Annotated in this window: 9 protein-coding genes; 2 read left to right on the forward strand and 7 right to left on the reverse strand. The window is 37.4% G+C overall.

Going from position 1 to position 16,197, the window contains the following annotated elements:
- Nucleotides 1-35: 35 nt before the first annotated feature.
- On the forward strand, nucleotides 36-2,525 hold the full coding sequence (locus tag PBT89_RS14590; RefSeq protein WP_270062490.1) for a zinc-dependent metalloprotease: 2,490 nt from the start codon (nucleotides 36-38) through the stop codon (nucleotides 2,523-2,525).
- 253 nt (nucleotides 2,526-2,778) lie between these two features.
- Nucleotides 2,779-3,243, forward strand: coding sequence for a hypothetical protein (locus PBT89_RS14595; protein ID WP_270062491.1), 465 nt, complete (start codon nucleotides 2,779-2,781; stop codon nucleotides 3,241-3,243).
- A gap of 69 nt (nucleotides 3,244-3,312) precedes the next feature.
- Here the strand turns inward: PBT89_RS14595 and PBT89_RS14600 are convergent, their stop codons facing one another.
- From PBT89_RS14600 to PBT89_RS14630, 7 genes are all read right to left on the reverse strand, one after another.
- Nucleotides 3,313-4,536, reverse strand: a complete 1,224-nt coding sequence (locus PBT89_RS14600; RefSeq protein WP_270062492.1) for a permease — start codon at nucleotides 4,534-4,536, stop codon at nucleotides 3,313-3,315.
- A 36-nt stretch (nucleotides 4,537-4,572) separates the two neighbouring features.
- Nucleotides 4,573-7,308, reverse strand: a complete 2,736-nt coding sequence (locus PBT89_RS14605; protein WP_270064272.1) for a heavy metal translocating P-type ATPase — start codon at nucleotides 7,306-7,308, stop codon at nucleotides 4,573-4,575.
- Nucleotides 7,309-7,447: 139 nt separating this feature from the next.
- Nucleotides 7,448-8,011, reverse strand: a complete 564-nt coding sequence (locus PBT89_RS14610; RefSeq protein ID WP_270062493.1) for a helix-turn-helix transcriptional regulator — start codon at nucleotides 8,009-8,011, stop codon at nucleotides 7,448-7,450.
- A gap of 231 nt (nucleotides 8,012-8,242) precedes the next feature.
- On the reverse strand, nucleotides 8,243-8,785 hold the full coding sequence (locus PBT89_RS14615) for a DUF3347 domain-containing protein (protein ID WP_270062494.1): 543 nt from the start codon (nucleotides 8,783-8,785) through the stop codon (nucleotides 8,243-8,245).
- A gap of 108 nt (nucleotides 8,786-8,893) precedes the next feature.
- Nucleotides 8,894-10,597 carry an efflux RND transporter periplasmic adaptor subunit gene (locus tag PBT89_RS14620; RefSeq protein WP_270062495.1) on the reverse strand — a complete coding sequence of 568 codons (1,704 nt, stop codon included), beginning with the start codon at nucleotides 10,595-10,597 and terminating at the stop codon, nucleotides 8,894-8,896.
- Nucleotides 10,598-10,844: 247 nt separating this feature from the next.
- Nucleotides 10,845-12,092 carry a TolC family protein gene (locus PBT89_RS14625; protein ID WP_270062496.1) on the reverse strand — a complete coding sequence of 416 codons (1,248 nt, stop codon included), beginning with the start codon at nucleotides 12,090-12,092 and terminating at the stop codon, nucleotides 10,845-10,847.
- 316 nt (nucleotides 12,093-12,408) lie between these two features.
- Entirely contained in the window at nucleotides 12,409-16,143 is a 3,735-nt protein-coding gene (locus PBT89_RS14630; RefSeq protein ID WP_270062497.1) for an efflux RND transporter permease subunit, read from the reverse strand.
- Nucleotides 16,144-16,197 lie beyond the last annotated feature (54 nt).

A 16,197-nucleotide genomic window follows, 5' to 3' on the forward strand; every position in this document is an offset into this window, starting at 1 on the left:
GTTTATTCAGCTTTAATAAAAATCAAATCTAATTTATGACTAACAAATTACCGATTAGAATTTGTGCTGTCGGTCTTTCTTTTTTAATGGCCTCTTGTGCTGTTTTTCAGAAAAACAAGAAAGATCAGTCTGCAAATGCACAAAAAGAAGAATCAAAAGACGGATTAAAACCTTACGCAAAAGTTATCACTAAAGATGCAAAATCAGATAAAGGTCTTTTTACCGTACACAAAGTAAAAAATAAGTATTACTACGAGATTCCAGATAGCCTTTTCAATAGAGAAATGCTTACGGTAACAAGAATCGCCAAAACAGCTTCTGGTATTGGATTTGGTGGTGGTAAACAAAACACACAGGTTCACCGCTGGCAAAAGAAAGGTGATCAGGTTTTACTAAGAGTAGTTTCTCACGACATCTACGCAGCAGATTCGCTTCCTGTTCATGAAGCAGTTGTAAACTCTAATTTCGAGCCGATTTTAAGCTCTTTTGATGTTGAAACTGTTGGTAAAGATTCTATAAGCAAATCTACCGTTATCGAAGTTACCGATCTTTACAAAAAAGATGTTCAGGCTTTAGGTTTAGGCGAAAGATACCGTAAACAATACAAAGTTTCGAGATTAGACGATAGTCGTTCTTTTATAGATACGATAAGAAGTTATCCTGAAAATATCGAAGTTCGACATATTAAAACATACAATGCGGGTAATCCTCCATCCAATTCAACTACCGGATCTATCTCTTTGGAATTCAGCAACTCGATGATTCTTCTACCAAAAGAGCCAATGGAGCGTCGTTATTTTGATGAGCGTGTAGGATGGTTTACCACGAGCCAAACCGATTATGGCTTAGACGCTCAAAAAAGTAAAACCGTTGAATATCTTGACCGTTGGAGACTAGAGGTTAAAGATGAAGACATGGGAAAGTTTAAAAACGGTGAGTTGGTTGAACCTAAAAAGCAAATCGTTTATTATATCGACCGTGCAACGCCAAAAAAATGGGTTCCTTACATTAAGCAAGGTATCGAAGATTGGCAAGTAGCTTTTGAAGAAGCCGGTTTTAAAAATGCAATTATCGCTAAAGACGCACCAACTGCAGAGGAAGATCCAGATTGGAGCCCAGAAGATGTTCGTTATTCAACGGTTCGTTATTTAGCTTCACCAATTCCTAACGCAAATGGGCCTCACGTAAGCGATCCACGTTCAGGAGAAATATTGGAATCTGATATCAACTGGTACCACAATGTAATGACTTTATTACGCAACTGGTATTTTGTGCAAACAGCTGCAATTAATGAGGAAGCTCGTGGCGTAGCATTTAAAGATGAGATTATGGGCCGCTTAATTCGTTTTGTTTCTTCTCACGAAGTTGGTCACACTTTAGGTCTTCCACACAACATGGGTAGTAGCCCGGCTTATGCAGTAGAAGATTTACGTGATCCTGAATTTACTGCAAAATACGGAACTGCACCATCGATTATGGATTATGCACGTTTCAACTATGTAGCTCAGCCAGGAGATGGTGATGTTGCTTTAATGCCAAATATTGGTCCTTACGATAAGTATGCGATTATGTGGGGCTATAAACCCATTCCAGAAAAAGAAGGTAGAGAAGAAAAACCTGTTTTAGATAAATGGATTTTAGAACATGCAGGTGATCCTTTATATCGCTTCGGAAGTCAGCAAAGTGGCGGAGTAATAGATCCTTCTTCTCAAACAGAAGATCTTGGGGACGATGCGATGCTAGCTAGTGAATACGGTATCAAAAACCTGAAGCGTATTGTTCCTAAATTAATAGAATGGACTGCTGAAGATGGCAAAGATTATGAAGATTTAGATGAGCTTTATGGGCAGGTACTTAGCCAGCTTAATCGCTACATGGGTCACGTAGCTGCTAATATTGGTGGTGTTTACGAAGTGTATAAAACCTACGATCAGGAAGGTGCTGTTTATACGCATGTTGCCAAAGAAAAGCAGGAAAGAGCAATGGATTTCTTACAAGAACAATTGTTCGAAACTCCAAATTGGTTAATCGATCAGGACATTTTTAATAAAATTGAATTCGACGGAAATATCGAAAGGATTAGAGGTATGCAAAGCAGTACACTTTCTAATGTTTTAGACTTCGGAAGAATGCAACGTTTACTAGAAAACCAAGAAATAAACGGCAAAGAAGCATACACGCTTCTAGAAATGATGGACGATTTACGCAAAGGAATTTGGAGTGAATTAAATACTGGTCAAAAAATTGACAGATACCGCAGAAATCTTCAAAGAGCATATATCGATCGTATGGCTTATTTAATGACAGAAGATCAAAAAGCTATCCCTAGCGAATACCGCCGATGGGTTAGTAGAACTAATGTAAATGTAGCGCAAAGTGATATTCGCCCAATCGTAAGAGGTGAACTACAAACACTACAAAGACAAATAAGAAACTCGATGTACCGTTCAGGAGATACGTTAACAAGATATCATCTTCAGGATGCATCAGAAAGAATAGATCAAATTCTTAATCCTAACGACTAGTCTAGCAATAGACAAAATTTGATTTATTAGTTTTTGAAAACCTGTCTCCCCCACGAGGCAGGTTTTTTAATTTTTAAATCTTTAATTATCCAACTTCAAAAATTAGCCCACCAAAAATCGTCAATTTATATATCGATTTTTAATAGTTTTAAGACATTCTCTGTTTAAATTAAAAACAAAAAACCCAATACATTATTAAACCTTTCTCTTTTTTAAGAGTCCTATTATAGAATTTAGTTTAAAACGCTTCAATATGAAAAGATTATGTTTCGTTATGATGATGCTTGTGGCAGTATCTTCATTTGCTCAGCAAAAAAAAGATCGTACAAAGCCAATGAAGGAAAGACTGGGAATGAATATGACTGCTGAAGAAAAAGCTATTCTGAAATCAAAAAGATTAGCATTAGACTTAGATCTAACCGAACACCAACAAAAAGAATTTCAGAAATTATATACAGAGCGAGCCAAAGACAGAGCCAAAATGCATGAAGAAATGAAAGATGCTGCGGAAGATGGTAAGCTAAAAGAAGAAGCTTTCGAAAGAATGAATGCTCGTTTAGATAAAGAAATAGCATTTCAACAAGCTATGCTGGAAATTTTGAGTAAAGAGCAATATGAGCTTTGGAAAACAACAAAAAGAATAGAACAGCACAAAAAAAGATTGGCTTTTAAAGATCATCACAGAGATTTTAGAGACAAACACAAAAACCCCAAATAAATTTCAATTTTATAATTGTTCAATTGCAAAAAAGAGAGGCCTAACAGCTTCTCTTTTTATTTTTTATAATTACTGAAAAAAATACTTCACAATAATTCCGCCTACCAACCAGGCGTAACAAACAAAAGCAATATACTTTAGGCTTTTCTCCATTAATTTACTTTTTGGCGCCATTTCTTTCATTTGCATTACATCGGTTCGTTTAAAGAAACCTAAGTAGATTAAATATCCTGAAACAAGCAAAAAAGCGATATTCAGAAAAAAGGTATAATCTATTTTGAAAAATGTTTGATCCTGTACCTGCACACTCGAAGGATCCGGGATTAAATCCAAACTTAAAAATCCATAATGCAACAAGAGCGATGCGCCAACCAGAGAAATAAAAAGTAGCATTAAGATGAAAAACGACATTTTCCAACCATAATATTTGGCATTGATTCTAAGTACCGGAAAAACCACTAGGTCGCTAAAGATAAAAGCGATTACTCCGGCAAAACTTACGCCTTTACCAAACAATAATGCAGCCAGCGGAATATTCCCCATCGAGCCAATAAAGGTGATAAAAGCAACTAAAGGCCCTATAATAATATGTTCTAAGATCGTCAAAAATGAGAAATCTGTATTTCCCTGCCCACTATTGATAAACAGCGTTTCAAAATACGAATCTGGAACAAAAGCAGCTACGATCCCGGCAATGGTAAAACCAAGTGTAACATCTTTCCAAACCATTTTCCATTCCATCCCGTATTGCTGCGAAACTTTTGCCCAGCTTTTTTCGGTTTTAATTCTTTTCTTCCAAGACTTCTGGTCATCATTATCGTCATCTTCATCAGTTTGAAGTCTTTCTCTTGCTTTCTTAATTAGTCCTTTGGGATGGAATAACCGAATAAGCAACCAACTGATTAAAATCAGTAAAATTCCGCCTACATATTCTCCTACCACAAATTGCCAACCTAAAAATATTGAGATGATAATTCCTAATTCGATCACCAAATTAGTCGAAGCCAATAAAAAAGCGATACTCGAAACAAAACTTGCTCCTTTTTTAAACAAACTCTTGGTAGATGCCAAAGCAGCAAAACTACAGGAGCTACTTATAAATCCAAAAAAAGTTCCCAATAATACTCCTTTAGATTCATTTTCACCCATAGTTTTTTGCATTCGCTTTTCGGTGACGAAAACCTGAATACAACTACTAATTACATATCCCAAAGCAAAAGCCCACAATGCCATCCAGAAAAATCCCAGACTGGTATTGGCAGCTTCTCCCCATTTGCTTAAAAAATCGTTCATAAATCTTTAGTTTGGTTAGTTAGTTTCGATAACACTTTAGGATAGTTTTTCGGCCCGTAACCTCAACGCATTGCCGATCACAGAAACCGAGCTAAAACTCATTGCCAAAGCAGCGATCATTGGCGACAATAAAATTCCGAAGAATGGATATAGAATTCCGGCTGCAATTGGCACACCAATACTATTATAGATCAAAGCAAAAAATAGATTTTGCTTAATATTTGCCATTACTTTATCACTCAGTTTTCGTGCTTTTAGCACCGCTTTTAGATCGCCTTTTACCAGCGTGATCTCTGCACTTTCAATCGCTACATCAGTTCCAGTTCCCATAGCAATCCCGATATCGGCTTTAGCCAGTGCCGGCGCATCGTTAATTCCGTCTCCGGCTGCAGCCACTTTTCGTCCTTGTTGTTGCAATTTTTCAACCTCGCTCATTTTATCCTGCGGCAACATTCCGGCTTTAAACGCAATTCCCATTTCATCGGCTACCGCTTTTGCTGTACGTTCGTTATCGCCGGTAAGCATGATTACCTCAACGCCGTCTTCTTTTAATTTGGTAAGTGCTTCTTTACTGGTTTTCTTTATAGGATCTGAAATCACAACAAAACCTTCAACCTTCCCATTTACACTTAAATAAGAAACCGTTTTTCCTTGTTGCTGAAATTCTTCAATTTCTTGATCAATTTTTTCTGAAGAAGTGATTCCTTTTTCATCCAAAAGCGACTTATTCCCCAACGCTAATTTTTTCTGCTGAAACTCACCAATTACTCCATTTCCGGTAATCGAATCGAAACCTGAAGCTTCTTCAATTTTAATTTCTTGCTCTTTCGCATATTTTATGGTTGCGGTGGCTAGCGGATGTTCACTATGCGAATTTAAAGCAGCGATAAATCCTGCAATCTCAGCTTCAGTAAAATCACCAACACTCACTATTTTTTCTACGGAAGGTTTTCCTTCAGTAATAGTTCCGGTTTTATCGATAATCAAAGTATCGATCTCATTCATCTGCTCTAACGCCTGCGCATTTTTGATGAGCACACCATTCTGAGCGCCTTTTCCTACTCCAACCATAACCGACATTGGTGTGGCCAAACCTAAAGCACAAGGACAAGCTATAATTAAAACGGCTATCGCATTGACGAAGGCATATACATACGATGGTGACGGACCAAAAATTGCCCAGATTACAAAAGTGATTACCGAAATAAGCACCACAATCGGCACAAAATATCCTGAAATTTTATCGGCTAAACGCTGAATTGGCGCTTGCGACCTACTGGCATCATTTACCATTTGGATAATTTGGGAAAGCAAGGTTTCATCGCCTACTTGCTCGGCAATCATCGTAAAAGAAGAATTCCCGTTTATGGTTCCTGAAGTTACTTTATCGTCAGCCGATTTTTCTACCGGAACCGGCTCACCGGTAATCATACTTTCATCAATCGAGGATTTTCCGTTTTTAATAATCCCATCAACCGGAATTTTCTCTCCGGGTTTTACTTTCAAAAGATCACCTTCTTCAATATCATCTATAGCAACTACCTCTTCTTTTCCGTTTACCACCCGAGTGGCTTTATTGGGCGCTAACTTCAGTAATTCTTTGATAGCGGAATTGGTACGATCGTGCGCTCTGGCTTCTAACATTTGGCCTAACATTACTAATGTTAGAATTACCGTAGCCGCTTCAAAATAAACATGCACTGTCCCTGCTTCTGTTTTAAATTGATTAGGAAATAGATCAGGAAACAATAAGCCTAGTACACTAAAAACCCAGGCTATTCCAGAACCAATACCTACCAGCGTAAACATGTTTAAATTCCAGTTTACGATAGATTTCCAGGCACGCTCAAAAAACATCCACGTAAAATAAAATACCACCGGAATCGATAATCCAAGCTGCACCCAATTCCAATATTGCAAATCCATAATTTGGTAAAGCGGATTATTACTTAACATATCCGACATAGCAATTAGGAAAATAGGCAAGGTAAAAGTTACCGAAAGCCAGAATTTTTTATGCAATTTTAGATAGGTTGAATTTTGTGCTTCTGGCTCAGGATTTTTAGGCACTAAATCCATCCCACAAATTGGGCAATCTCCAGGCTCATCTTCTTCAACTTCGGGATGCATCGGGCAAGTATAGATAGTTTTTGGCGTACCTAAACTTTGTTCTTGAACCAAATCCATTCCGCATACCGGGCAATCTCCCGGTTCATCATACATTTTATCACCTTCGCAGTGCATTGGGCAATACCACTTCCCATTTCCTTTTGCTTTAGGCTTCTTTTTCTTTTTAGTTTTTTCTGAATGATGATTCTTATGATCTGCCGGATAAATTTCATAACTACCACCATCATTTTTTAAAGCTTGCTGAAATGTTGAAATTTCGATATGATGATGCATGCTGATTTTTGCTTCAGCTTTTTCAAGATTCACTTCAGCATTTTCGACTCCATCAACTTTATTCAAGGTTTCTTCTACGTGAGCGCGACAGCCATTACAAGACATTCCACTTACATGATAGTGGTGCGTCATCAATTTTTCATCAGAAGACCTTTCCGAAGGAATCAATATTTGATAATTTCCGCCGGCATTTTTTAAGGCTTCCTGAAATGTTGAAATTTCGATATGCTTTTTCATCGAAATTTCAGCAGTTCCTTTTTCAAGATCTACGTCAACTTTTTCTACTTCAGGAATATTCTCTAGCGCTTTAGTTACGTGAGATTTGCATCCCTGGCAACTCATTCCGCTTATACTATACGTATGCTTCATCATATCGCGTTGAAAATCTTTAGTAATATTTTCAAGTTTTTTGTTCAACCTAAATTCTTATAATCAGGTACACAAAAATAACACAGCACGAACAGAGTCACTTTTAATATTATGGTAAGTTATTTCAGTTTTAGGAACGCTAAACGGCATCAAGGCCTTTTCGACCTTTTAGTTGCATTTTTTTATAGGCAGAAGGGGTAATTCCAGTCTGTTTTTTAAAAGAAGTTGATAAATAAGCCGCAGTAGAAAAACCAAGTTGATAGGCAACTTCAGCAATACTCAATTCATCATATTCTAAAAGTTCTTTGGCTTTTTCAATTTTGAGTTTATTGAAATACGATTGAATACTCTGTCCTTCTTCCGCAGTAAATAAATTAGTAATAAAACTGTAATCGTGATGAAGCTCTGCACTTAAGATTTCTGATAATTTCTTTTGATCGGCACTATTAGAAATCTCATCAATCAAAACCGATTTTATCTGATTAATGATGCGTTCATTCTTAGATTGTAAAAGCTGAAAACCTACTTTTTCTAATTCCGAAGACAACGCATTTTGTTCCGCTGCAGAAAGTTCTCTTTCTAAAATCGCTTCCCCTAAATTCACCTCTTTATACGGAATATCGAGTTTAGACAAAATACCTTCTACCGTCGCGATGCAACGGCCACAAACTATATTTTTAATAGGAATCGCGTTTTCTGCCAAAACTTTAATTTTTAAAAGATCTCTCGCTCAAAAGACAGAGCGAGAGAATAGTGCTTATTATTAATATCTTCAATTTATATATTTATTGCTTTCGACATTCCGGACTTGATCCGGAATCTTACCCTTATTTATAAAAACTATCTTGATGAGACCCTAAATCAAGCCCGCCTGCCGGACGGGCAGGTTCAGGGTGACATTACTTATAATAATTAATTGCGGAAATTCCGCTTTTTACTGAATAGTTTTTTCTATTCTACCGCAATGCAACATTTTATCTCCAAAATACGGATTATTAATTTCTTCGGAAGCTGCAAACCACGATGCTCCTTTTCCATCGAAAGCCATTGGGCAAAATTGCTTATAAATTTCTCCTGAAGCAATAGCATTTTCAAGCACCGGTTCCATCAAAACCGTTAATTCTGAAAATACTTTTCGTTGTGCTTTTATAGCTGTCTCTTCTGAAATTTTAGTCGCTAAATCAGCAATCTCAGCATTCTCGAAACCGGTCATTTTTTTGGCTGCTTTTTTTGCCGCATTTGGATCGGTAGCCACCAAAGCATCTTTTAATTGTAAATAAGCTGCGTATTCTGAAGCTACTTTTTCATCATCAAATTTAGCATTTTGGGCCATTGTTTTTGCATTACCTTCCTGAGTCATTTCTACATCTTCCTGTGTAGCATCAGTAGCAGATTCTTTGTTTTCCTTACAGCTGGTAAAGCTTATAATTCCAGCTGAAAAAGCGATAAAAAATAGATTTCTAGGTATACGTTTCATAATTCTTTGTTATTAAATTTAATTTCGAACATTATTTTGCGTCATTCCGGACTTGATCCGGAATCTCATCATTATGAGACCCTGAAAAAAGTTCAGGGTGACGTTATTCTATTTATCCCTATTGGGTAATCTTCTAATCGTTTCTCCACAACCTAACATTTTCGAGCCAAAATATGGATTTTTAATTTCCTTATTTCTACTTAGCCAGGTTGCTCCTTTATTATTATTTGCCATCGGGCATCGCTGAATATAAAGTTCCTCTATTTCATCGAAATTCGATACTAGTGCGATCATATTTTGTGAAAGCGCAATAAACTCTTTTCGTTGCGTTGCGATATCTTCGGAAGAACTAATGACTTTAAATGTATTCTGAATCACTTTAAAACGAGTTGCTACCATTTTATTCAGTGCTGCCGTATCGATAGTATTGATTTTTGCTGAAGCTTTTTTAGCAGTCTGCCTTGTTGAAGTCACATCGCTAGCCACAAGATCATCCTTTAATTCTAAATAATCTTGAATCACCGCTCGAAATGCCGACTGAAAACTTTTTGGTAAATTCATTTCCTTGATCTCAGCATTGCTATTACTATCAGTCGGATTCCGACTCATCATCGATTTTTTTCCTTGCAATTGCGCTGCAGCATCTACGGTAAACGTTCCGTTAGTAACCACTTCGTCGCCTTTTTTTAAACCTTCTAAAATTTGATAAGAATTGCCAATTTCGCTACCTAATTTCACTTCCTTCATTTCAAATTGCGGTGAATTAGCAGCTGTTTTTAGATAGACTACCGAGCGCTCTCCCGTCCACATCACCGCGGATTTTGGTATACTTATTTGCAAATCTTCTGTCTCTTCCAACTCAACCTCTGCTTCTACAAACATTCCCGGTTTTAATTTTCCGTTTCGATTAGCTAACACCACTCGAATTTCTGTAGTTCTGGCTGAATTATCTAAAATAGGAGCTATAAAATCTATAATGCCATCAAAACTTTCATCGGCAAAAGCATTAACCGAGATTTGAAGGTTTTGCCCTTCTTTTAAATTAGACAACTGCCCTTCGTAAGCATCGAAAACCGCCCAAACTTTCGTGAGATTTGCCACTTTATACAAAGCCTGCCCGCGATTTACATAATCGCCTTGGCTTACCATTTTTTCAGTCACTGTGCCCGAATTTGATGCAAAAACAGGAAAATTCTCTTTTACTTTTCCACTTTCTTCAATCGAATTGATTTGCGAATCACTCAGTTTCCAGTTCTTCAATTTATTACGCACCGCCTTATATAATTTAGGCTGAGATTCTTTTAATTTCAAAGCCGTTATTAATTCTTGCTGAGCGGCAACTAGTTCAGGAGAATAAATTGTGGCTAAAATTTGCCCTTTTTTAATTTCCTCCCCGGTAGTATTGATAAAAAGTTGCTCTATTCTGCCTGAGAAATAAGAAGATTGTATGGCGTTTAATTCTTCATTAGCCTCTAATGTTCCTGAAAGTGTGATTGAATTATCAGTCTTTGAATTTCCAACGATACTTGTTTGAATATTGGCCAATTTCATTGCATTTTCGGTCATCGTAAAACCTGCAATAGTTGTATCAGTTTGATTTGCCGGGATCAATTCCATACCACAAATTGGGCAATCGCCGGGTTCTGGCTGCATAATCTGAGGATGCATAGAACATGTCCACATCGTATCTTCTGCAGCATCGTGTTCAGCATGTAGCTCTTCGGTTTTATGTTCACTTCCGCTAAAAATTAAATAGCCGATAAAAAGACCAATGATTAAAGCTAATCCGGTGTATATAACTGTTTTTTTCATAATTCACTATTCATTCGTTTTGGTAGCCCTTCAAGTTCAATAACTATCAAAATTATTATTGAATTTCAGCCTTATTTATGCCAACTTATGAGATACTGAATCAAGTTCAGCATGACGATCCGACTTTTTCTTATGCGCAAAGCATTCACGAAATAACCTTTGCGTCATCCCGGACTTGATCCGGGATCTCATTTCTATATTCTATATTCTCTTCTCTAAAATCTCAATACTCAATTCTAACTACTCACTAATAATCCACCAAATACTGAATCACCGCCGTTTGCTGAAAATAATTACTTATCGATTCTGCTAATTTCATTTGATAGTCTAATTGCATTTCTTGGATATCCAGCACATCCCGAAAATCTAAATGCTCACTTTCGTAACTGCGCATCAAAATATCTTCTGCGTCTTTAGTCAATCCAATATTTTGAAGTTGAATTTCTACAGAATATCGCGCTGAATTTCGCATTTCAAGCGCATTGGATAAACTGCTTTTCAATTCATTTAAACGCTGATTTCTATTCGCTGAAATTTGTTTTTTTCGCAACTCATTTTGCGCAGTAACCGATGAATATTTGCTATTGAAAATCGGAATCGAAAACGATACCATAGGCATCACAATATCTTTCCCGTTATCGGGAATTGCCATATCGGTGCGCGTTCCTACATTGATATAATCTACACCTAAACCGAATTGCGGAGCCGATTCTTTTTGATTAACGGCTTCCGCAAAATCGACACTTTCCAAATTCTCATCGAATTTGGATAATTCCGGATGAACTTTTATTGCTGAAATCTTTATTTCTTCGGAAGGCAATTCCAGCGTATCTAAAAGTGTAACTGAAGCATTGTTTTCTCTATTCAGCAATCGATTAAAAGCTACTTTCGCTGAAGTCAATTTATTTTCTAAACTCAGCTGCTGATCTTTTAGCTTATTTTGACGCATTTGCAATTGAAGCACATCCACCGCGCTGGCTTTTCCAACTTCAACTCCGTTTAGCGCCAATTCTTCATAAATTTTCAGTAATTCAATATTCTCTTTTATCACTTTAATTTTCTCCTGAAATTCATACAACTGAAAATAGGCTTTTGAAACTGATAATTTTAGCTTACGCAGAGCGATATCGACTTCAATATTATCTTCTTCAGCTAATGCGCCGGCGTAATCTTGCCTCGCTGAAATTGTACCAAACCACGGAAACATTTGCTTCACCGAAAATTTAGCTTGCTGCGGCCCAGTTCTGGTTTCGGGTTCACTTACAAAATATCCTGCGGCAAATTCGGTATTTGGCAAGGTATTTACGGAGTTAGCTTGCTCTTTTGAAATATCGTATTTCACCCGTAAAGCATCGATCATTGGGCTATTGTTCTGCGCTTCTAGAATATAGTTTTCTAGTTGCTGAGCATCCATACCAAAAGAAAATAGCATCACACAAAGCGATAGAATTTTATATTCCTTTTCTATTAATAATTTACAGTTCACGGTATACATTTTTTAGTTTTTGAGCTGTTAGCTGAAAGCTTTCAGCAATCAGCTTTTTTAATCAGTATTTAACTGATTTAACTTTATTTTTTTACTCAATCAAAATCTCTACAATCTCTCGTCATTCCGGAATTGATCCGGGATCTCATCCTCAGTTTTATGAGATGCTGAATCAAGTTCAGCATAACGTTTATATTTTGAATTCAACTTTTTTCTAAATTCAATTTTTTGCATTCAAAATATTCTAGCCTTGATTCTTTCAACACATTTTCAAATTAACACATCATCAAATTTTCTAGCTTCTAACAGCGAAGCAGTCTCATTTCTAACTACTCAATTCTCTCTTCAGCATCATCTCTTTCTTCCAGCAAAACAAAACCGGAACTACAAAAAGCGTAATTAAAGCGATTAACATTCCGCCAAAACTTGGTATCGCCATTGGTATCATAATATCACTACCACGCCCTGTGCTCGTTAAAACGGGCAACAGCGCCAAAATTGTAGTGGCCGTGGTCATTAAGCATGGTCGGATTCTCTTTTCACCGGCTTCCACAACCGAAGCTCGAATAGCTTTAATATTCTCTGGTTCGTTTTTTCCAAAAGTCTGAGTAAGATAAGTTGCCATCACCACACCATCATCGGTTGCAATTCCAAACAGTGCAATAAAACCAACCCAAACGGCAACACTTAAATTAATGGTATGCATCTGGAATAAGTCTCTTAGATTTTCACCAAACAGACTAAAATTTAAAAACCAATCTTGTCCATACAACCAGATCATTATAAATCCGCCGCCAAAAGCGACCGCGATTCCGGTAAAAACTATAAAAGAGGTGGACACCGATTTAAACTGAAAATACAAAATCATAAAAATGATGAGCAGCGCCAGTGGAACCACAATCGATAATGTCTTTGCGGCACGAAGCTGATTTTCGTAGTTTCCGGTAAATTCATAATTAATCCCTTGCGGAACTTTTAATGCTCCGGAGTCTATTTTTTGCTGAATTGTTTGTTGTGCATTTTCAATCACATCAACCTCAGCAAAACCGTCCATTTTATCGAAAAGCACATAACCGATTAAAAAGGTATCTTCACTCTTAATTACCTGCGGACCTTGTTCATACCGAATTTCTACCAGTTCACCTAACGGAACAGGCTTTCCGTTTTCTACCGGAACATAAATATTTTTCAAATCCTCTGGCGAATCTCGAAGTTCCCTTGGATAACGCACCCTAACCGAATAACGCTCCCGACCTTCAACCGTCTGACTTAACATTTTCCCGCCAACAGCTACTTCTAATATGTCTTGCACATCGCTCATTGATATGCCATATCTTGTTAATCGATCTCGTTTAATATCTATCAGCAAATAGGGCTTCCCTACAATTCGATCGGCAAAAACAGCTTCATCTTTAACACCGTCAACTGCCTTTAGGATTTCTTCGAGCTTCATTCCAAAAGCTTCAATTTGTTTTAAATCCTGTCCTTGCACTTTTATCCCCATGGGCGCACGCATCCCGGTTTGTAACATCACCAATCGAGTTTCAATAGGTTGCAGTTTTGGTGCAGAGGTTATTCCCGGTAATTTTGTAGCGGCTGAAATTTCATTCCAAATATCATCTGGTGAGCTTATCGCAGGGCGCCAGTTTCTAAAATATTCGCCATCATCATCTGGAATTAATTGTTCTCTACTAATTTTATAGCTTGAATTTATCGAATCTGGGATTTCTTTTTCAGTAAAACGCGTGCTTCCATCGATAGCTAGCTTTTTATTTTTCAGCATAAAAAAACCGTCGTCATTTACTTTAAATCGCTGTCTTTGCCGACTCGCATTTAATGCATATTCCGGTTTATATTGAATAATATTTTCGTACATACTGAGTGGAGCAGGATCTAAAGCTGACTCGGTTCTACCGGCTTTTCCAACCACAGTTTTCACTTCCGGAATATTGGCCACCGCCATGTCTAATTGCTGTAAGATTCGTTTATTTTCGGCAATTCCGGCATGGGGCATCGAGGTTGGCATCAGTAAAAATGAACCTTCATTTAGCGAGGGCATAAATTCTTGCCCAGTATTTCGCATAATTAGCGCACCAGCAATAACAATAGAAAATGGCAGCATTAGGAATATCATTTTATGAGCTAATGCCCAATGTAAAATTCGAGTATAATATCTGCGGAAAAGATTAAAAATAAATAGGAGTCCGAAACATAGAATGGCCACCATAACCACATTCCATAAGACGGAAGTATCTAAACCAAGCGGCCTCCAGAAAACAGCCAACATAAAAATGATAGCTGTTGATATTATACCAACAACAAGCCAATCATGTTGTTTTTCTGAAGTGATTTTTTGCGCTTTTAGAATTCCGACGATTCCTAAACCTATTAAAACTAAGCCTATCCAAAATCCATAAAAAATCATTGTAATTCCGGACAATATCAATATTCCCTGAATAGCTAAATTGAAGTTTTTACGAAGTATTCTTTTTCTGAAAATACTAGCGGCAAAAGGCGGAATTAAAAACAGCGCCACAATTATTGAAGCAGTAAGTGCCATGGTTTTAGTAAAAGCCAGCGGGCGGAATAACTTCCCTTCAGCACCCACCATTGTAAACACCGGAATAAAACTGATAATTGTAGTTAATACTGCCGTGATGATTGCTCCAGAAACTTCAGCCGTTGCATTATAAACTACCGTATTTACTGGTAAATCTGCTTCGTTTTCATCTAAATGCCGAATAATATTTTCTGAAAGAATCACGCCAACATCAACCATGGTTCCAATCGCAATCGCAATTCCTGAAAGTGCCACTATATTGGCATCGACATTAAAGAATTTCATCCCGATAAACACCATTAACACTGCTACCGGTAGTAATCCCGAAATAAGAATCGAAGCCCTTAGGTTAAACACCATAATTACAATTACAAAAATGGTAATCAAAATCTCTAAACTCAGCGCTTCGTTTAATGTGTTTAAGGTTTCATGAATCAGTTCAGATCGATCATAAAAAGGTACGATCGTAAGTTGTGAGGTGGTGCCATCAGCCAGTTCTTTAGAAGGCAAACCACCGCTTATAGATGCTATTTTATCTTTTACATTTTGAATTACTTCCATGGGGTTAGCGCCATTTCTGGCCACTACTACTCCACCCACAACCTCTGCGCCTTCTTTATCTAAAATTCCGCGTCTGGCCGCTGGGCCCAAAGAAACTTTCGCTACATCGCTTACTTTTAGCGCAGCAAAATCTTTAGAAGAAACCACCGCATTTTCGATATCTTCAGTAGATTTCACATAGCCTAAACCGCGTACTACATATTCAGCCTGATTAATCTCTAAAGTTTGCGCACCAATTTCACGATTACTTTCTTTTACCGCCTTTACAACATCTTGCAAACTCACGCGGTACTGACGCATTTTTTCAGGATTAACATCGATTTGATATTCCTGAACATACCCGCCAATCGAAGCAACTTCGGAAACGCCACCAGCACCAGAAAGTGCATATTTCACATAAAAATCCTGAATGCTACGTAATTCCTGAAGATCCCAACCACCGGTAACATTGCCATCTTTATCGCGACCTTCTAAAGTATACCAATAAATTTGCCCTAAAGCTGTTGCATCTGGTCCCAAAGAAGGACTTACACCTTCAGGCAGCAATCCGTTTGGCAATGAATTTAATTTTTCCAAAATTCGGCTTCGACTCCAGTAAAATTCTACATCCTCTTCAAAAATGATATAGATACTAGAAAAGCCAAACATTGAAGAACTCCGTATCGTTTTTACTCCCGGTATTCCCAGTAATGAAGTAGTTAGCGGATACGTGATTTGATCTTCGATATCTTGTGGGGAACGGCCTTCCCATTTGGTAAAAACGATTTGCTGATTTTCACCAATATCGGGAATGGCATCTACCGCTACCGGATCTCGCGGAAGCGATCCTAAATCCCAATTGAATGGCGCATTTACCATTCCCCAGCCTACTAAAACAACTAGCAGGATAACGGCAACCAATTTATTTTCTATTAAAAATTTAATGCTTTTGTTCAGCATAAAAAGAATATTTGATCTTAAAAACACATCATTTCAGATAAAGCATGACCTCGA

Origin of the sequence: Zunongwangia sp. HRR-M8, assembly GCF_027594405.1 — a bacterium.
Taxonomy (GTDB): domain Bacteria; phylum Bacteroidota; class Bacteroidia; order Flavobacteriales; family Flavobacteriaceae; genus Zunongwangia.

Excerpts from the sequence above, each read along its gene's own strand:
- PBT89_RS14590 (WP_270062490.1), top strand. The coding sequence starts at position 36 with ATGACTAACAAATTACCGATTAGAATTTGTGCTGTCGGTCTTTCTTTT.
- PBT89_RS14595 (WP_270062491.1), top strand. The coding sequence starts at position 2,779 with ATGAAAAGATTATGTTTCGTTATGATGATGCTTGTGGCAGTATCTTCA.
- PBT89_RS14625 (WP_270062496.1), bottom strand. The coding sequence starts at position 12,092 with ATGTATACCGTGAACTGTAAATTATTAATAGAAAAGGAATATAAAATT.
- PBT89_RS14600 (WP_270062492.1), bottom strand. The coding sequence starts at position 4,536 with ATGAACGATTTTTTAAGCAAATGGGGAGAAGCTGCCAATACCAGTCTG.
- PBT89_RS14615 (WP_270062494.1), bottom strand. The coding sequence starts at position 8,785 with ATGAAACGTATACCTAGAAATCTATTTTTTATCGCTTTTTCAGCTGGA.
- PBT89_RS14620 (WP_270062495.1), bottom strand. The coding sequence starts at position 10,597 with ATGAAAAAAACAGTTATATACACCGGATTAGCTTTAATCATTGGTCTT.
- PBT89_RS14630 (WP_270062497.1), bottom strand. The coding sequence starts at position 16,143 with ATGCTGAACAAAAGCATTAAATTTTTAATAGAAAATAAATTGGTTGCC.
- PBT89_RS14605 (WP_270064272.1), bottom strand. The coding sequence starts at position 7,308 with ATGAAGCATACGTATAGTATAAGCGGAATGAGTTGCCAGGGATGCAAA.